Below are 18010 nucleotides of genomic sequence, written 5' to 3'. Positions count from 1 at the left end.
CGTTTCGTTCCCATAGTTCGTCTCCTTTGCTGCAATAAATGCTATCAAAGGAGCGGCATCAAACCGTGACAGGTCCACAGCGATCCAATCTGGCTTGATGCCAAAGCGCTCTTCTGTGCGATCAATCATCTTACGCATAGCACCCACCTCTGCCTGCCGGATCGACCGCGAGGCATCCACATCCATGATGATCCCGTGATCTGTGTCGATGAGATAGTTGTCCGAATAGGCAAAGAATGCTGGGCCTTTGCGGGCTGCCGTCCACTGGCTAGCTGGATCAGCATGGGCAGTAAACTTGGGAATGACCTCACTGGCTGCGCCGAAGGCCTCGTCGTCCAGAACGTCGAGATATTCGCGCACCGCGCGTGGCGCGTCATTGGGAGCAGCCTCGCGGGCCACCCAGTCTTCGGGGTTGCTGGAATTCTGCTTCTGAACATCAGCACTAATCAGACTGGCATCCACCGCAAAACCCTGACCGCCGACAAGCCCTTCCTGCATGCAGCGTGCTACTGTCATCTCGAACACCTGGCGCAACAGATCACTCTCGCGGAACCGGCCATGACGGTTCTTGGAAAAAGTCGAATGATCCGGGATACGGTCGGTCAGATCGAGGCGGCAGAACCAGCGATACGCGAGGTTCAGATGCACTTCTTCACACAGCCGCCGCTCCGAACGGATGCCAAAGCAATAGCCGACCAGTAGCATCCGGATCAGCAATTCGGGATCAACCGACGGGCGGCCAGTATGGCTGTAGAAATCCGCAAGATGGGCGCGGATGCTGCTCAGGTCGACGAACCGGTCGATGGATCGAAGCAGGTGGCCAGTGGGGACGTGATCCTCAAGCGAGAATTCGTAAAACAGCGCCGACTGCGCTTCCTGCTTTGGTCCCATCATCGCCAAATCCCCCAATCAATAAAGGAATTGAATCAGCGATCGACCCTTCAATCAAGCAAGAGTTTTTCAACAAAATCAGCCCAACCTGCTCATTTGTCAGGTCGCAGCGAATGGCCGGTTTCTCAAAAACTCCCTTGGGCTGACGCCGAGCGTCTGTCTGAACATGTAGCTGAACGCGCTGGAGGACTCGTAGCCCATGTCGAACGCAACCGTCGTTACTTTCTGGCCAGCGGCCAGCAATGAGACTGCGTGCAAAATTCGGGCATGACGCAACCACCTAGACGGTGGCATACCTGTTTCGGCGATGAACACGCGCTCGATTGTCTTGCGGCTGGCAGGTGCATTTGCGAGCCAAACCTCGACCGATTGGACATTGCCGGGGTCATCAAGCGCAGCTTGGGCAAACCCGCGTACACGCTCGTCTTTGGGCAAGGTTAGCGAAAGCGGAACGTTGCGCGCTGCAAGAACTTCATGGCGAAGCAAGGTGTACAAGGCGACGTTGTGGCGTGTTCCTCGCGTATCCGAACATTCGGGCATAGTCGCGGCGAACAGCGTCCCCAACAAGTGTGTCATGGCGACAATTCTACAATCCAGGCCGAGCTTAGCCGCCTCATTTCGGTTTACGTCGACATAGATCATGAGATTGTTGGAGTTATAGCGCAGCCAATGCTCTGTATCCGGCGGTATCCATACCGCCATCGCCGCGCTCAGCAAAAGAACCCGGTCCGGCGTTCCTACATACATCGAACCGGACGCGGCAGAGATGAGCTGACCAAAATCGTGTGTATGCCAATCATCGCTCTCGTCTGGTTCTTGCCTGCTCATCTCACCGAGATAACGTGGGCGGCCAACTGCCTTGGCCTCTTCAGGGATGGATTCTACTGAGTGATCTTGCATTGACGAATCCTCGACATAAATTGCCTTTATCTCGACTGACAGACATACTGCATTGAGTTAGATTTTGCCAATAGATCGGACGTGGTGTCCGGTTTTTTTGCATTGGTTTTTCTCACATGAACAATCGCACCTTCATGACTTGGTTTGCGGTGGGACATCTCGCCAATGACTGGCCAATCGCGGCTCTTTGGCTGATCGTGCCAGCAGCCGGTGTTGCCATGGACTTATCCCCCACGGAGGTCGGATTACTGTTCACGTTGTTCAGTGTCGGTGGCGCGATTGCCTATATACCCGCCGGATTTCTTGCGGATCATGTGTCGAACCGTGGTCGGCTGCTCGTTGCGACCTTCTGGTGGGTCGCCATTGGTTATGGATTGGCTGCATTCTCGCCAGAGTTCTGGAGCCTTGCGGTGCTTTTGGCCGTTGCTGGAATGGGCAATGCTGCTTGGCACCCGATAGCAACGGGCGTCCTGACACGCGACAACAAGGACGCGCGGGCGCGGGCGTTGGGCATGCATGCGATAGGAGGCTCGTTTGCAGAGGTATTGGCCCCATTGTCTGTCGGTTTTCTGCTGTCGGTCGTTGACTGGCGGGGCGCATTGCTCATTTCGGTGATCCCAACCGCTCTGATGGGGTTTTGTTTCATATGGGTGGTGCGTGCTGTGCCATATGTTGAACAAAAGACGGTAAACCGGCAGGACATGCTGGATTTACTGCACGCTTGGCGCGGAGGCAGCGGCCTGCGTATTGTTGGAATGATCAGTCTCTACAATATGTCACTGTTCGCGATGCTCAGCATGATCCCGCTCTACCTCGCTGCCATGCATGATCTTCCTCCCGCTACCATCGGTGTCATATTCGCAGCCCTGCTGATTACTGGCGCTATTGCTCAACCGTGGGTGGGTGGGCTGTCTGACAGGGTAGGCCGCAAGCCCGTTCTGGTCATTGGCAATGCAACCGCCGCCGTAGCTATTGCTGCATTGATCTTTGAACCATTTTTCTCGTTGATGATTGCGGCAATGGCGGTGGCAGTTGCCGCGCTGGACTCCATTCGCGCCGCGATGCTTGCAATTGCTGTTGATCATTCGGATCGCAACGAAGGTACCACATTGGGTTTGGCATTTGTCCTGATGGATGGAGTAGGAGCGTTCGGAGCCGTGTTAGCTGGCGTCGCGGCTGGAATCTCTTGGCCCTATATGTTTGGCCTTGCTGCCGTATTTTCACTTGGGGCAGCGGCATTGAGCGCGCGGACGGCTGGCAGCGCGCCGTCGCAAGACAGGTCTTAGCTTGGGTCGGCTTTCTTACGGCTTGGCGGGGAAGGACACCTGTCGCCGTGATTTAAGAGAACGCCTGTCTTCCAGCCCGCACTTGATCGACGACATGGGCATAACGCAGGAAGAAGCACAGACCGAAATCACGATGAACCGCCCCGGGTTTACCGGAGAGTTTCTGGTTCAATAGTTAGGCCGCTTTTTCAGCAGCGTTCAAGCTGGCATAGAAGACCTCCTCTGCTTCTTGTGGCGTGATGTAACCGATGGCGCTGTGAAGGCGGGTGTTGTTATACCAGTCGACCCATTTCAGGGTTTCCCATTCGACCTGACCAACGGACTTCCAGGGGCCGAGGAACTTGATGACCTCAGTCTTGAACAGGCCGATGATGCTTTCGGCGAGGGCGTTGTCGTAGGAATCCCCGACGCTGCCGACGGAGGTATCGATGCCGGCCTCGGCGAGCCGCTCGGTGTATCGGATCGACAGGTATTGGCTGCCTCGATCACTATGATGGATCAGTTTGTCAGCCTCGGACGGCGCCCTCTGGCAGATGGCCTGGTTCAGGGCATCCAAGACGAAACCGGTTGTCATCGAGGTCGAGACACGCCAGCCAACGATCTTGCGGGCGAAAACGTCGATGATGAAGGCCACGTAGACCATGCCCTGCCAGCTTGAGACATAGGTGAAATCGCTGACCCAGAGCTGGTTCGGCATGTCTGCCACGAAGGCGCGGTTCACCTTGTCGTCCGGGCAAGGCTGTGCCGCATCAGGGTTGGTCGTGATGACCTTCTTGCCGCGCACAACCATTGCCCGGCAGGCGAATTGCATGGCAATTCTGCCGAGAGGGGCCTTGTAATCCCATAATCTGCATCAGCCTCTCGACCGTGCAGCGAGCGATGTCGCGACCTTCACGGCGCAGTTGGTGCCAGACCTTGCGCGCGCCATATCGTCCCCGGCTGCCATCGAAAACCTGCTTGATCGCAGCCATGTCCTGCCGATCCTGCCTGGCCCGGCCCGAGGCAAGATCGGGATCACGCTCCACGGCCTTGAAAGCGTAGAACGTCGATGGTGCGATCTCCAAAACCCGGCAGATCGGCCCGACACCATGGACACAACGATGATCATCAATGAACGCGATCATTTGCGGAACGGGCGGTCGAGCTCCGCCGCCGCGAAATATGCGCTGGCCTTCTTCAGGATCTCGTTGGCTTGGCGCAGTTCACGGTTCTCACGCTCCAGGGACTTGATCCGTGCCTTCTCCTCGCTCGTTGGTCCGGACAGCTCGCCTGCATCACGCGCGGCGCGCCGACACCAGTCCCGCAGGCTGAAAGACGAACAGCCCAGCTTCGAGGCAATTGCCCGGTAGGCAGCACTGTCGCTGCTGTAATCAGAACGATGTTCGCGGAAAAGCCGAACGCCGCGCGCGCGGAACTCGGCCGTGTAGCTCGGGGTGTGTTTCTTGTCTGTCATGAGGCTCACCTTTTGAGAGTTTTACTCTCCGGTAAACCCGGGGCGGTTCACGAAGCGGTTCTGGCAGAGCTAACCCGAATGGATAGAATTGCGGTCGAGTGAGTAAATTTGAAAGCTGACATTCGCCCAGTGGCAGGATTGTCCGGAGGCTGTGTGGAAACTCGGTTGATCTCGTTGTCGACGTGAGTTTCGACGTTTGGGTGCCGTTTTGGCTGGAGTTAGTCATTTCGGCGGACACGATGGATGTTGGGGTCGGATGCGGCCATCTGAGGCGAACCAAGCAATTGCGCCGCATATTTCAGGGCGAACGGAGCCCCTTACGCCTTCATGGCCGCAATCATTGCTGGGATGCCCATCAAGTTCATGACGCGGGTCATATTGTAGGCAAGCACATGCAGTGCCATCTCGGCGGCGACGTTTTTCAGCCGCCTCATTTTGAAGTGTGTGGCGCCCATCCATGACTTGATTGTGCCGAAGGGATGCTCGACGGTCATGCAGCGGACGGCCAGTTGGGTTGGGTCTGCGTCCAGCCGTTCCTGCACCCGCTCAAGCACGTCCTCATGTTCCCACCTGCGAACGCGCCGCTCCTTTCCTGTCGTGCATTTTGTCTTGATCGGGCACTCAGCGCAGGCTCCTGACCAATACGATCTGATGGCTTTGCCGTCTTGCTGGCCGGTAAATCTGTAAGTCAGGTTCTCGCCCGCCGGGCAGACGTAGACATCCTTGTCGCGGTCATAGGCGAAGTCAGCCTTGTCAAACTGACCGCGTGCAGCGGCATTTGATGTCATGGGCTTGGGGACAACAACCGAGATGCCAGCATCTTCGCTGGCGACAATTTCCTCGCCTTTGTAATAACCTTTGTCCGCGATTGCTGTGAGCTGATCTGTCGTCATTTCATCTCGTGCTGCCACGGCCATCATCGACAAGGCATCCCGGTCGAAACCAAGCATCGTAACCTCGTGCGCAACGATAAGATGGTTGTCAGCCTCGACCGCCGTCTGGACGTTATAGCCAACAATGCGCGGCATCCGCGCCGTCGTGGCCATGGACCGGGCATCGGGATCGCTCAGCGAGACTTGGGTTTCACCGGTTTCATCCATGCGCTGCTCGATTGATCTGTAGCGCAGGGCCTCCTTTTGCAGATGCTCCAGCTTTCTGAGTGTGCGTTCCATGCGCGCTTCCGGCAGCACCGTGCCAGTCTGCTCGAACACCTCATCGGCGCGATCCAATTCCCCCAGATAGCGCTCGATTGCTTTGTCGATTTCACCCAGCTTTTGGCCCAGTTTGCCGCGCGTGTAATTCTTAGCCTTGGAGTTCAGCGCCTTGAACCGGCTGCCGTCAATAGCGACCACATCCCCGTCGAGCAAACCCATGTTACGGCACAGAGCAACAAACTGCTGGCATACCTTACGGATCGCAGGCCCGTTATCTTTGCGAAAGTCCGCAATCGTCTTGAAGTCGGGCTTCAACCGACCGGTCAGCCAGATGAGCTCCAGATTGCGGCCGCACTCCCGTTCCAAGCGCCGCGATGACTGGACCTGGTTCAGGTAGCCGTAGAGATAAATCCGCAGCATCAACCCAGGATGATACCCGGGCCGACCCGTGGCAGCGGGTCGCGCGTTGAAGCCAAGCACATCAAGATCCAGCAAGTTTGCAAACGCATCAATGGCGCGGACAGGGCTGTTCTCGCCAACATAATCGTCGAGATGTTCAGGCAGCAACATCGTCTGCTGGCGATCCAAACCTTCGATAAATTGCGACATGATCAACCTCCGCATCGAATATGGAAATCATACCATCATCTGGGAAAAGGCGGGGGTGTTTTCACACAGCCTCCGGACTTTGTTGCCGTTCGGAGATTTTGAAGGAATGGCGGCTTTCCCCGAACGCGCAAGGAAATGTCAGAGTTCAACTAATTGCTTCCCAAAGTTTTCACCTTTCAACATCCTCACAAATGCATAGGGGGCAGCCTCAATTCCTTGAGCCACGTCTTCGCGTGTTTGTAACACCCCCTGTTCATACCAAGACGACAAGTCGACAAGGGCAGCATCGTAGTCGGCCTCAAAATCATCGAGTAGGAAACCCTCGATCCGCGCTCGGGTGATCAAGGTTTGCCGAAGATGCCGCAATCCGACATCCGGTTGATCAAATTTATCCGCCAATGCGATGGTTCCGACCACTGCAACACGCCCGAATGTGTTAAGATTCAGCATCGCCGCATCATGGATTGGTCCCGCAGTATTATCCAAAAACACATCGACGCCATTCGGGCACGCAGCGGCCACGTCGGCAACCAAATCGGTTGAGGTACGGTGATTGATGCCGGTTCGGTACCCGAGTTCTTTACACCACTCAACTTTGGCATCGGTCCCGGCAATGGCAACCGGGTCAAACCCTTTGATACGTGCAATCTGGCCTGCAATCTGCCCGACAGCACCAGAGGCCGCCGAGATCAGCACAGTTTCACCTTCTTTTGCTGCGCCAGTTTTGAGAAGGGAAAAATAGGCTGTAAGACCGGGCATCCCCAGATAGCTGAGTGCCGCCTGAACCGGGGCTTGTTTGGTGTCGACAATTTTCGCCGATGCGACGGGAACAGTGGTGAATGCTTGCCACCCAAAGTAGTCACTTATGACCACATCGCCCTGCTGGAAATCCGGAGAGTTTGATACGACGACTTCTCCGATACCGCCCCCAGTCATCAATCCGCCCAAGGGAATTCCCGCTGCATAGTTCTTCGCGGGGCTGATCCTGCCTCTCATGTAAGGATCGACGGAGAGCCACATCGTTTTGATCAATAGCTCGCCATCCCCGACTTCGGGCATGGATAGATCTTCCAACACCCAATTGTCAGGACTCGGCATGCCTGTGGCGTAGCTCTTTAATATCCAGCTCGGATTCTTGGCCATCAATGTAGTCCTTATATTCGTTACCTGATCTCTTGTAGATAGATTTGAAAATCGTGATAATGTACAATTTCAAGATTTATTAACTTGTAAAACGAAAGAGTGCTTCTATGGACATGGTTGCGGCAATGCGCGTTGTCACCGAGGTCGCCCGATTGGGAAGCTTCGCCGCCGCGAGCGCGGACCTTCGTCTATCTGCAGCATCCGTCAGCCGGATTGTTGCTGATCTCGAGCGCGATCTTGGCGTGCGTTTGATCAATCGCACAACCCGCAAGCTTAATTTGACGGATGCGGGGTTGGAATTTGTACAACGAAGTTCTGGGATACTTGAAGAAATCGGGAACATGCGAAGTGCCATTCACGAGCGCCACGATGCGCCGCGAGGGCGGTTACGCGTGTCATGTGTTGCGGCCTTCGGTAACGAATGCTTGGCTCCGGTGCTGCCCGCGTTCATGGAAAGGTATCCGCAATTGGAGATATCTTTGAGGAACACTTTGACGTCGCAATCCGCGTTGGCCCTCTACAGGACTCATCCTTGGTTGCGAAGAAGATTTTCGACCAGAGAGTAATCCCTGTGGCCTCCCTTGAGTTCTGCCTGCGACATGGTATGCCAAAGTCGCTGGATGACATCAAAGACCTACCTTCCGTAAGTCAGGTTAGTGGCGAATGGGGGCGGATCCAGCGTTTCAAACACAAAGGTAAGAGCATCGCGTTCGAGGTTCCACAACGCTGCACCATCAGCTCGTCAGTTGCTGTAAAGAACGCGGTTCTTTGCGGAAACTGCTACACGATGCTGGGTGATTTTATAGTTGCAAAGGAACTTGCTGAAAACCGTCTGGTGCGCTTGCTTCCCGATCATGAGCCTGTCGAACAATCGATTTACGCTCTGTACTCGCAACGACGGTATACATCCCAAAAGGTTCGTGTTTTTCTTGACTATTTAACAGAAGCGTTCGGCAAATAATTGCGAAATGGAGACATTCAGACTTTGCGCAGCATCAGTCAAAGAGGGCTCACTCCGGACCTTCGCCGCAACAGGTACGGATGACTGCAACGCGGGACGAAGTTGCCGTTCGACCTTGATTGCCGAACGGCCGGAACACCCTGTTCCTTTCGTCCTGAAAGCGACTGGAATGGTATTTTTGATCAAAATTTATTGAGGAAACTTCTGATTTCACTGGCAACAAGGTCAGGTCGCTCCATCGGGGCCAAGTGTCCCGTGGGTAGCTCGACGTAGGACGCGTTGCGTATCAATGCGGCAAGAGCCTTGGAGTGCGATGGAGGTACCATATGGTCGTGACGGCCACCGATAACGAGGGTGGGCGATTTGACTTTTGCTGTCGTGTCGCTGACGTCTAGGCCTAGATCGACTTCGACCTGGCGTGCCATGCCCGCCCAGTTCTGCGTTTCCATAGTATCCCGCACAGCTTGCTCCACACCCTCGAAGCCCCATGAAGACAAGACGTCTGGACTGAAGCCGGTCAGAAAAACAATCCGAGCCATCGCTGCACGGTCCGATGCAATGAGATCGCGCCAGAGTTCGAACTGAAGCTTCAGGCGCGGGTCAGGCTTTGTAAACCCGGAGATGAGGATCAGGTCTGTGACCCGATCAGCATGATCCGCCGCGATCCGCGCAGCGACCGCCGCACCGAGTGAGAATCCAACGAGAGCAAAACTATCAACCTCCGCATCTTCGACTGCCGCTAGGACCTGCTCTGCAAAGTGTTCAACCGACAGCACACGTCCGTCATCTTCTGTGTCGCCCGATCCGGTATAGTCGGGCCGGATCACAGTGAAACCCTGCGACAGGTCCTCTGTTACGCCGCCCCAGTTCCCTGCTCCGTCCCCGCCCGTGCCGTGGATCAGTACAATTGCAGGTCCGCTGCCCTCTTTGCGGTACCCGATCCGTACGCCTTCGAATTTCGTGAAATGCATTGCACAACTCCTTTCCTGTATTGAGTTGCACCAAGATATAGACTCTGACACTTGTGTAAGGGTCAAGCAGAATTGGAGACAAGATGAAAATAGGCGAGCTTTCCCATCGCACAGGCGTTTCCGTGCGGATGTTGCGCTACTACGAAGCGGAAGGGCTACTCAAACCGGCGCGCCGTGAGTCTGGATACCGGGACTACGGGAGCGAAGATGAGAGAGTCGTCGGCGCAATTCGCATGCTGAACACCAGCGGGTTGAAGTTGGACTTCATCCGCCGATTTCTCTCTTGCCTGCGCAGCGAAGGCCCCATTCTACACCCTTGCCCAGACTTGCTGGCCGCAATGGAGCAGGAAATGCAGGCGTTGGACGACCAGATCAAGCGATATCGTAAAAGCCGTACCTTGCTAGGCAGCTACTATTCTGAGATGCGCGATCACAGTTGAAAGCGATAATAGCAGCCATTCGCACTCCCCGCAGCATCATGCAAAATGGGCTCTTCGGTAGCCTTCGCTGCGTGTTGCACGAGTGACTGGTTCCGGGGTTTGCCGACTCTCGCTGCACTTCGCCTGAACTGGTATCATGCGCGACAAGGTACTTGCTACCGGAGGTTTCATCGTTTTCGAGTGCTGATAGAACGTGCCGCAAATTTCATGAGATGTTTGAATTTTGGACAGTCCATATGAGTTTCTGCCGGACAATCTGCTACATGCCGCAGTGCATCGCGCAGTCTGGAGAGGCCGCGAATTTGGTCATCAAGGTCATCTGCGCGAAGATGCAGTTCGGCACGCGGCAATTGAGGTGATCCATCCTTGGCAAACATGCCCTTGATGTCTTCAAGCGAAAACCCGGCCATTTTTCCAAGCGAGATTAGAGCAAGCTGGGTCACTGCCGGTGTATCGAACTGACGTCGCAGCCCGTGCCTTCCAACCGATTGAATCAGTCCGATTTCCTCATAGTAGCGAAGAGTAGAGGGAGGGACGCCACTCTTTTTGGACAGAACACCAATATCGAGAAATTTCATGGTTGACCTCAAGCTGGCTTGAAGTGGCAGGGTAGTCACCTACTGCATCGATGACAAGGGAACTCACCATGGCCGGGACGCCTCAGACCCGAACTTCCATTCCCATTTTGGTTGCCCTTGCTACGGCCACAATGGCGGCATCTCTGGGCGTGAGCATTGCGTCTGTTTTGCTTCCCACATTAACGCAAACCTTCTCCGCAACGGTGACAGATGTTCAATGGACTGTTCTGATCTATCTCATGGCCATGACAATCGCCATCGTCCCAGCCGGGCGGTTAGGCGATCTTTATGGTCATCGTCGTGTTCTATTGTCCGGCCTCTTCGTCTTTGTAGTCGCGTCGATGCTTTGCGCGGTTGCTCCTGATCTCAGTCTGTTGGTCGCTGGGCGCGCGCTACAGGGACTTGGTGGTGCGATCCTGATCGCGCTTCCTATGTCGATGGCACGCGATCTTGTGCCAGCCGAGCGGCTTGGTGCGGCTATGGGGATGTTCGGAACGATGTCCGCCTTAGGCACTGCACTCGGTCCCGCGCTTGGCGGCCTGCTGCTCGCTTGGGGCGATTGGCGGATGGCCTTCTGGCTCATTGCAGGTCTGGGGACACTCGCGTTTTCTTTGACTGTCATCGCTATTCCTCGCAGTTCCATGCGAATGGCCCCTTCACTAAGAGAACTGGATTTACTGGGAACATTTGTGCTTGTGTTCGCTCTTGCTGCCTATGCGCTTGCAACCAGCGGCGGCGCATTCGGTCTTCCGGTGCACACCGGTGTGCTTATTGCCGCCACTGTTGTCGGGATTGTCCTGTTCGTGATTGTCGAATTCCGGGTGTCTTCGCCGCTGGTACCAATGCGGCTGCTTTCAGGGCGCAAAACGGGCACCGGCCTCGCCATGAACATGCTGGTTGCCACCCTCATGATGTCGACTCTCGTGGTCGGACCCTTCTTTCTGGCATTTTCGCTGGACCTAAACGAAGCGTCCATTGGGTTGGTTTTGGCAGTTGGCCCTGCGGTTGCTGCGCTTTCCGGTATTCCGGCGGGAAGACTGACCGACCGCATCGGTGCAAACCGCGCCCTTCCCATCGGCCTCATGCAGGTCATGCTGGGCGTGTTGTGTCTTGCTTTTCTACCTCGGCATTTTGGAGTTGCGGGGTATATAGCCGCTCTTTTCCTCCTCACTCCGGCGTTTCAGCTCTTTTTTGCTGCCAATAGCACAATCATCTTGGTTGATGCTGGCAAAGAGCAGCGCGGTCGTCTTTCAGGTCTGCTTGGCCTCTCGCGAAACCTTGGCCTGATGACGGGTGCTTCCGTCATGCCCACTGTATTTGTTATGTTCCTCGGAACAGGGGATGTTTCTGTGGTAGCTACCGAAGATGTAGCGCACGCATTTTCGATGACATTTGTGATTGCGGCAGGCTTGGCGATGGTCGCAATAAGTTTGGCAATCTACAGCGGTGCCGGGCGTCCGCAGGATGCACCCACTGCTGCAGAGTAAGCCGCCATTCGTGGCCAGTGCAGCGTTCGTTACAATGGGCTCTCACCCGGCATTCGCCGCGCGACGCATGAACGGCTGGTCCGGGTAAAACCGCCCCTCGCTCTACCCTTCCAAAAACCCTCCTTTTTGGAAGGGTCGAAAAGGGCTCAGTTTTTAGCCCCCAAAAACCCCGTTCAAAACCTAAGTGGTTGTTGAAGGCTTTTGGCTCTGTTCATGATAGCAGACATCGGTGCGACCCGCTGCATTTGTCAGCTTGGGCTCTTCAGGAACTTTCGCCGCGTGATCCACGAACGGCTGGTCTAGGAAGAACCGTCCTTCGCTGCGCCGCGCCTGAATTGGAAAGATGCGGACGAAGCGGTCCTTGACGCTTTGACGTATTAAGCCGACGATATCGAAAATTAGGAGCAGAACTTATGTCGCTTGAATTCCTACTAACCTCTCTGGTTGTTGTCCTCTTACCCGGAACTGGGGTAATTTACACACTAGCAATCGGTCTTGGTCGTGGGTTCAAGGCTAGCATAGCTGCTGCGTTTGGATGCACTCTTGGAATTGTGCCTGCTGCTATTGCCAGCATCATTGGCTTGGCGGCATTGCTACACACAAGCGCGTTAGCCTTCCAAGTCATTAAGTTCTTGGGCGTGGCCTACCTATTTTATATGGCTTGGAAAATTCTGAAGGACGACACCGTTATGGAAGTGTCTGAAAATAAGGAGCAAAGGGGCTTCATTCGGATAGCAACAACGGGCACTTTGCTGAACGTCTTAAACCCAAAGTTATCTTTGTTCTTTTTGGCATTCCTGCCTCAATTTATCTCGCCTACAGCAACAAACGCGACGGCATCGCTGGTTGGATTGGCTATTGTGTTTATGGTCATGACGTTTGCTGTCTTCGTGGTCTACGGCGCATTCGCATCATATGCCCGTGACTATGTTATTCAGCGGCCATCGGTTATGAAGTGGATCAAACGTAGCTTCGCAGGAACCTTTGGATTCCTTGGGGCAAAGCTCGCTGTTTCAAGTTAAAGCGCAATGGTCGGCAATTTTAAGCTCAAATTTCGTCGGTAGGTTTGGGCTCGAAGCCGACATGCGGCGCTGCAGCACGCGAATCTTGACCTTGCAGGGCTGGGCGCGGCCAACCAGATGACCGCTCCCAGCCCTTCTACGACATTCGTGCTCGGCGCAGCATTGAATCGAGCCCAGGACATGAGGGCGGAGAGCCGCCCTTCGCTGCGAGTGCATCGCCAAGAAAGCAGGCATACTGGAGCAGACGTACGAATTTCATTTGAAAAGTGACACCTGATGACCACTTACTGTCTCATAAACTGTTCCGAAGGCCTTACTTCCAATCGGAACTCTGAAGTAAGCTGCTCGTGATTAAGTTAGAGTATTGGGCGACATGGAAATCCTTGAACTAAACGATCCCGAGAAAGTGGCACGACTTCTAGAGCGCTACATTCAGTCCGCTCACCTCAATTTCCTATTCGGCTCGGGCGCATCGATGCCAGCGATCCAACTTGCTGGCAATGTGGAACAGGAAATCGATCAGCATCTAGCGGCTTCAGAACATGACGCGGCAAACAACAAAGCTCTGACATTTATCGAAGAACTTGAGTACCAGCATGGCTTTCTGCCAGTTGGATACACGGAGGGCGACGATACTGACATCACGCTCAAAAATTACCTTCATTTCTTAGGTTCTATCGACCGTATCCTCTTTGAGCGCAAAAACATCCTTTTGCCCCGCCAAGCCAACGTCTTCACGACGAATTACGATGAGTTTTTCGAGGTTGCGGCATCGCTCTTACCTTCATTGGTTCTAAACGACGGCTTTAATCGACGCATAGGTAACTCAGGCTTCGAGTATGCATCGGAATTATTTTTTGACCGAGTTTACAGGTCGGGTACGGTGTATCAGCATCAATCGGAAATACCGTCGGTGAACCTAGTCAAAGTTCATGGATCAATCTCGTGGAAGCGTCAGGCCGGCGAAAAGATCACGCTTGGTGAGCCGGAAACAGTTCAGCTCACTGTGATCGAGAAAGACAATCCACAGGACGTTAGGAATGCTCTTGCAAAGAGAGCTGTGATCTTACCCAACATGCGGAAATTCGAGTCCACACTATTGGATCGGGTATATTTTGACCTTTTGCGTTTATACACAAACGCAATGGAAATGGAGAATGCCTTGCTCTTCGTATTTGGTTTCTCATTTGCTGATGAACATATCTTGGACATCACCCGGCGAGCACTGCGCAACCCTACCGCAAAGGTTGTAGTATTCGCCTTTAGTCAGAACGGTGCTGCCGACCTTGAAGAAAAATTCTCAGCTTATCGCAATGTTCTAATTATCAAACCTACGGATGATCAACATATTGACTTTCCGGTGCTAAACTCTCTGTTCGATATGATCGGTGCTATCCCCGAGGCAATCCGTGACTAATGCTCGGCTTCAGCAGGAAGCTGTACTCAGGGTTGGCGAGGTGACAGAGGTCACAGGCCGCAAAATTTCAGTAACAGTGGACAAGGATAAGAACCTATCTGAACTGTTCTTTGACGGTGAGTTGATCCGCAACGTAGCAGTGGGCAGCTACATCGACCTTCGAAAGGGCTTCGTTAGTCTAATAGGAAAGGTAGATGGTGAATACGCTCGTCCCGACGCGCCCTATCTTGCTGAAGCCACCAAGGTGCCCAATTCGAAGAGGTCGCTGTCAATTACTCTTGTAGGCTATGTAGACCGTTCCGGGACGTTCTTTGGGGGAACCAAGGAGTTACCCCTGGTAGGTAATGAAGCCTATTTGTTGACCAGCGAGAAAGTTCACCAAATACATAACCTAGTCTCGGAAAACGCAATACCTTTGAATGTCGCGGTTTCGGACTACGAAGGATTTGAAATCAGCCTTCCAGTCGATGGATTGATGAACAGTCACATCGCGATTTTCGGCAATACAGGTAGCGGTAAATCGAACACGGTTGCTTTGTTGTATCAGAGCTATATCGAAGCTATGCGGAAGAGAAATCAGGCCTTGTTTGATCAGAGGGTGCGAATTTTGTTCTTCGACTTCAACGGGGAGTATTCTCGGGAGAATTGCCTTACCCCAGATAAGACCGTTTACAATCTATCCACCAGACATGATCAGGGCGATAAGGTTCCACTATCCGAAGCTGGGTTTCTAGATTTTGAAACGTTGGCCATACTTTCGGATGCGACAGAGAAAACTCAACGTCCGTTTATACGAAGAGCCTTAAGTTTAACTAATCGGATTGGACAAGGCGAAGACGGCAGGGACCATCTGCGAAACATGCTGCGCATGCAGATTACACAGATCTTAAAAATGGCGGACAAGGAGCGGGCCTTTCTCCTGATCGACTATATGCGCCAAATCTTGCCTGAGCGGGAGGAAGAAGGGGTCGATGTGCCTCTTGAACGCGACCTAGAGTGGCATAACACCACGGCTCAGTTTATTGGCGCTGGCGAGTATTTGACGAGTAATCCAAATGCGATACCAAATACAGAAATGTATCAACGCGTTGAAGCCTACGATTTTGCGAACGATATTATAAACGACTTCATATCAATTTGTTACGTGCAGCTGGTTTGGGATGTCCTCAATAATCGCGCTCAAAACGAGCATATTGCCCCAGCAATCAACAAATTGAAAAGCAAGCAGACAGACATAAGAAAAGTTTTTGATCCTCAGAACACAGGTGATGTCTTCGGCAACAATGTGGTTGTCATAAACCTCCACGACGTTAATATCGAAATGAAGAAAACGCTTCCTCTTTTGATTTCTAAGCGCGTCTACCAGGAACAGAAAGACCGCGCCGATAAGGAAACTGCGTTGAGCATCGTTATTGATGAAGCTCATAATATTCTATCTTACGAGTCATCTCGAGAAGCGGAAAGTTGGAAAGACTACAGGCTAGAAACCTTCGAAGAAATCATCAAAGAAGGCCGGAAGTTTGGGGTGTTCATAACCGTCTCCAGCCAACGTCCGAGTGACATATCCCAAACGATCACGTCCCAAGCCCATAATTACTTTATTCATCGGCTGATCAATAATCGTGATCTGCAATCCATTGCTACCGCCGTGTCTTACATAGACAAAATCACCGAGGAGTCGATCCCAACGCTACCAACTGGAACTTGCATATTTAGCGGGATGGCAGGCCAGATGCCAATGAAGCTGGCCATGAGACCTCTACCCGATATGCAGCAGCCTAAGAGCACGACGAGAAAGCTGTCTGAGATCGTACCCTCGGCACCAGCTGATGTCATCGAACCCGATGCTTAGTCTCTCGCCTATTCTTGGCAGCCCGGCGATGCTAGGTATGGTGCTGGACGCTTGCCTATCGAAATTCGCTGTGTAGCAATCGCGCAAGCTTGAACGGCGGCAATGTGCCGTCCGCACTGCCGATCAAGAAACACGATGTACCGGCTGTTTCGACCGACAGGTTGCCAAGATTCAAGTGCTTGGTTTGGGTCATCTTCCAATAATCTTAGAGTAGTTTACGTGATGGAATGTTGACCACCTCGATTGTGCGATCGCTGGACGAGAAGGCCCGACCGTGACATTGATAAACGCACAGACTCTAAAAGCTGCGAGGAGATTGCTTTGGCCGGTAAAGTTCGTGTTTTTGTAAGTAGCACCATGGAAGATTTGGCGAACGAACGAGCGGCGGTCGTGCAGCAAATCAAAGACATCGGTCTAGAGCCGGTTAATGCCGAAGGGATTTTACCAAACGGTGGGACTAGCTGGGATGTCTTAGCCAATGAAATTGCTTCATCACACATATTCGTTCTTATTCTTGGAGGCAGGTATGGCTGGATACCGACGTCGGGATACGGAAAGGGCTCCAACAAATCAGTCACTCATTTGGAACTGGATCACGCACGTATCCATGGTCTCCCAATTTTGCCATTCCAAAAACGATTGGGCTACGGAGCTGATAGCACATCGGATGACGCAAAAAGACGTGATGCTTTTCGTTCAGAAGTTGGTGGATGGGATGAAGGGCGTTTCCGTCAAGATTTTGATTTAGCGGTCGACTTAGGGAAAAGGGTGCGAGCCGCATTGATTGATGTTTTCCAAGACACCTTCTTGAAACGTCAGGTGAAGGAGTCCGAATCTTCAAGTCAAACGTCACGACCTGAGTTTGACGTCGCCTTTACGACCAGCAAGGTTGCCGATCAAATCGAGGAAAGGGGAATGATCTTGTTTGCAGGAGCGGGATTCTCGGTTGCTGCCGGTTACCCGACAGCTAGTTCACTGGCTGAAGTGCTTGGACAGCGTTCAGGATTGGATAGTTCCGGACCGGAAATATTAGCACGTCATAGTTTCGCGGACATCGCATCTTACGCAGAGACAAAACTTGGTCGAGTTGGAATGACAAATGTGGTCCAAGAGCTTCTCGACACTGCCTTGCCGGTTGAACCAACCAAAGCACATTTTCTAGCGGTTCAATCATTTCGGGCAATCGTCACTACAAACTATGACCTCCTCTTCGAGCGCGCGTGTGAAATGGCAGACATCCCCTTTAGAGTCATTCTGCCGTTGGACGCCAATATGCGTGACGAGAGTATCCTTGAGATTTACAAAGTAGACGGATCGATCGACCAAGCCGATACTTTGAAGCTGACTCGCTGTGATTTTGAAAGCTCATCCTCGAACTCGATCATGTGGAAATCTATCTCAGCCTTGCTGGAGTCATACGGCCTTGTTGTGGCTGGCCATTCACTACGCGGACCTACAGGGCAGAACATTCTGTCAAGAAGGAACACAAAGCTACCAGGCTACTATGTCTCCCCGAATTTAGATGAACTAGATACCTTAACTTTAACAAGGTACAATTTGGAAGGAATCCGGACGACTGCCGACGACTTTATGGAAACATTGCTTCCTCAAAGATAATTCATTGCGCGTTACGCGTGCAATCGCAGCCAATGTCTGCAATGCGGGCTGCGACTGCAGCATCCTAATAATGGTACGAACGTCGGCTTTGGGCCGTTCGCGTCGATCGACACCAAGGGCGGCGATCTCAACCGGTCGACGCAACACACTCGGCGAACTTCTCTGCTGGCGTCTGATATTGCAAGGTCTTGCGAGGCCGTTCGTTGAGTTGTCTTGCAATTGCGCTGAG

General features: G+C 53.2%; 14 protein-coding genes, 2 pseudogenes and 1 other annotated feature. Of the genes and pseudogenes, 8 read left to right on the top strand and 8 right to left on the bottom strand.

Translation table 11 applies throughout. The features are described 5' to 3' along the window. Together WNY38_RS17610 and WNY38_RS17605 are read right to left on the bottom strand one after the other, a co-directional pair. The coding region (locus tag WNY38_RS17610) for a transposase (RefSeq protein ID WP_342858675.1) at nucleotides 1-894 on the bottom strand (894 nt) is incomplete at its 3' end. Between the two features lie 96 nt (nucleotides 895-990). Further along, nucleotides 991-1791, bottom strand: a complete 801-nt coding sequence (locus WNY38_RS17605; protein ID WP_342858674.1) for a helix-turn-helix transcriptional regulator — start codon at nucleotides 1789-1791, stop codon at nucleotides 991-993. A gap of 116 nt (nucleotides 1792-1907) precedes the next feature. Between WNY38_RS17605 and WNY38_RS17600 the strand changes: the two genes are divergently transcribed. Further along, nucleotides 1908-3077: an MFS transporter gene (locus tag WNY38_RS17600; protein ID WP_342858673.1), complete on the top strand. Its 1170-nt coding sequence runs from the start codon at nucleotides 1908-1910 to the stop codon at nucleotides 3075-3077. A gap of 175 nt (nucleotides 3078-3252) precedes the next feature. Here the strand turns inward: WNY38_RS17600 and WNY38_RS17595 are convergent. The 3 genes and pseudogenes from WNY38_RS17595 to WNY38_RS17585 all read right to left on the bottom strand — a co-directional run bounded on the left by WNY38_RS17595 (nucleotide 3253) and on the right by WNY38_RS17585 (nucleotide 7436). Then, nucleotides 3253-4530, bottom strand: a pseudogene (locus WNY38_RS17595) (IS3 family transposase). Then, nucleotides 4127-4243: a sequence feature (AL1L pseudoknot), on the bottom strand. It overlaps the preceding pseudogene by 117 nt. A gap of 317 nt (nucleotides 4531-4847) precedes the next feature. Continuing rightward, nucleotides 4848-6293, bottom strand: a complete 1446-nt coding sequence (locus WNY38_RS17590) for an IS1182 family transposase (RefSeq protein WP_342858672.1) — start codon at nucleotides 6291-6293, stop codon at nucleotides 4848-4850. Nucleotides 6294-6431: 138 nt separating this feature from the next. After that, nucleotides 6432-7436 carry an NADP-dependent oxidoreductase gene (locus WNY38_RS17585; protein WP_342858671.1) on the bottom strand — a complete coding sequence of 335 codons (1005 nt, stop codon included), beginning with the start codon at nucleotides 7434-7436 and terminating at the stop codon, nucleotides 6432-6434. Nucleotides 7437-7543: 107 nt separating this feature from the next. Between WNY38_RS17585 and WNY38_RS17580 the strand changes: the two are divergent. Next, nucleotides 7544-8397: pseudogene (locus WNY38_RS17580) on the top strand (LysR family transcriptional regulator). Nucleotides 8398-8579: 182 nt separating this feature from the next. Here the strand turns inward: WNY38_RS17580 and WNY38_RS17575 are convergent. Continuing rightward, on the bottom strand, nucleotides 8580-9368 hold the full coding sequence (locus WNY38_RS17575) for an alpha/beta hydrolase (protein ID WP_342858670.1): 789 nt from the start codon (nucleotides 9366-9368) through the stop codon (nucleotides 8580-8582). Between the two features lie 83 nt (nucleotides 9369-9451). Here WNY38_RS17575 and WNY38_RS17570 point away from each other — a divergent pair, with 83 nt between their 5' ends. After that, entirely contained in the window at nucleotides 9452-9808 is a 357-nt protein-coding gene (locus WNY38_RS17570; RefSeq protein WP_342858669.1) for a MerR family transcriptional regulator, read from the top strand. Between the two features lie 167 nt (nucleotides 9809-9975). Here the strand turns inward: WNY38_RS17570 and WNY38_RS17565 are convergent, their stop codons facing one another. Beyond that, nucleotides 9976-10386, bottom strand: a complete 411-nt coding sequence (locus WNY38_RS17565; protein WP_342858668.1) for a helix-turn-helix domain-containing protein — start codon at nucleotides 10384-10386, stop codon at nucleotides 9976-9978. Nucleotides 10387-10436: 50 nt separating this feature from the next. Between WNY38_RS17565 and WNY38_RS17560 the strand changes: the two genes are divergently transcribed. From WNY38_RS17560 to WNY38_RS17545, 4 genes are all read left to right on the top strand, one after another. Further along, a complete protein-coding gene (locus WNY38_RS17560; RefSeq protein WP_342858667.1) occupies nucleotides 10437-11873 on the top strand; it encodes an MFS transporter in 1437 nt (478 codons plus the stop codon). A gap of 413 nt (nucleotides 11874-12286) precedes the next feature. After that, a complete protein-coding gene (locus WNY38_RS17555; RefSeq protein WP_342858666.1) occupies nucleotides 12287-12895 on the top strand; it encodes a LysE family translocator in 609 nt (202 codons plus the stop codon). 373 nt (nucleotides 12896-13268) lie between these two features. Beyond that, complete coding sequence (locus WNY38_RS17550; protein WP_342858665.1) at nucleotides 13269-14312, top strand: SIR2 family protein; 1044 nt, start codon at nucleotides 13269-13271, stop codon at nucleotides 14310-14312. A 40-nt stretch (nucleotides 14313-14352) separates the two neighbouring features. Then, nucleotides 14353-16164 (top strand): ATP-binding protein, encoded by a 1812-nt coding sequence (locus WNY38_RS17545; RefSeq protein WP_342858664.1) that lies wholly within the window; start codon nucleotides 14353-14355, stop codon nucleotides 16162-16164. Nucleotides 16165-16219: 55 nt separating this feature from the next. Here the strand turns inward: WNY38_RS17545 and WNY38_RS17540 are convergent, their stop codons facing one another. After that, entirely contained in the window at nucleotides 16220-16357 is a 138-nt protein-coding gene (locus WNY38_RS17540) for a hypothetical protein (RefSeq protein ID WP_342858663.1), read from the bottom strand. Between the two features lie 128 nt (nucleotides 16358-16485). Between WNY38_RS17540 and WNY38_RS17535 the strand changes: the two genes are divergently transcribed. Beyond that, nucleotides 16486-17781: a DUF4062 domain-containing protein gene (locus WNY38_RS17535; protein ID WP_342858662.1), complete on the top strand. Its 1296-nt coding sequence runs from the start codon at nucleotides 16486-16488 to the stop codon at nucleotides 17779-17781. The last annotated feature ends 229 nt before the right edge of the window (nucleotides 17782-18010 follow it).

Source organism: Pacificibacter sp. AS14, assembly GCF_038899935.1.
In the GTDB taxonomy this organism is placed as follows: Bacteria; Pseudomonadota; Alphaproteobacteria; order Rhodobacterales; family Rhodobacteraceae; genus Celeribacter.
Note: the sequence above shows the minus strand (reverse complement) of the source record. Positions and strands in the feature narration are given on the sequence as shown.

Bases quoted from the DNA above. Each gene is read 5' to 3' on its own strand.
- WNY38_RS17585 (WP_342858671.1), bottom strand. From the start codon at position 7,436: ATGGCCAAGAATCCGAGCTGGATATTAAAGAGCTACGCCACAGGCATG.
- WNY38_RS17605 (WP_342858674.1), bottom strand. From the start codon at position 1,791: ATGCAAGATCACTCAGTAGAATCCATCCCTGAAGAGGCCAAGGCAGTT.
- WNY38_RS17575 (WP_342858670.1), bottom strand. From the start codon at position 9,368: ATGCATTTCACGAAATTCGAAGGCGTACGGATCGGGTACCGCAAAGAG.
- WNY38_RS17555 (WP_342858666.1), top strand. From the start codon at position 12,287: ATGTCGCTTGAATTCCTACTAACCTCTCTGGTTGTTGTCCTCTTACCC.
- WNY38_RS17600 (WP_342858673.1), top strand. From the start codon at position 1,908: ATGAACAATCGCACCTTCATGACTTGGTTTGCGGTGGGACATCTCGCC.
- WNY38_RS17590 (WP_342858672.1), bottom strand. From the start codon at position 6,293: ATGTCGCAATTTATCGAAGGTTTGGATCGCCAGCAGACGATGTTGCTG.
- WNY38_RS17565 (WP_342858668.1), bottom strand. From the start codon at position 10,386: ATGAAATTTCTCGATATTGGTGTTCTGTCCAAAAAGAGTGGCGTCCCT.
- WNY38_RS17540 (WP_342858663.1), bottom strand. From the start codon at position 16,357: ATGACCCAAACCAAGCACTTGAATCTTGGCAACCTGTCGGTCGAAACA.
- WNY38_RS17550 (WP_342858665.1), top strand. From the start codon at position 13,269: ATGGAAATCCTTGAACTAAACGATCCCGAGAAAGTGGCACGACTTCTA.
- WNY38_RS17570 (WP_342858669.1), top strand. From the start codon at position 9,452: ATGAAAATAGGCGAGCTTTCCCATCGCACAGGCGTTTCCGTGCGGATG.
- WNY38_RS17560 (WP_342858667.1), top strand. From the start codon at position 10,437: ATGACAAGGGAACTCACCATGGCCGGGACGCCTCAGACCCGAACTTCC.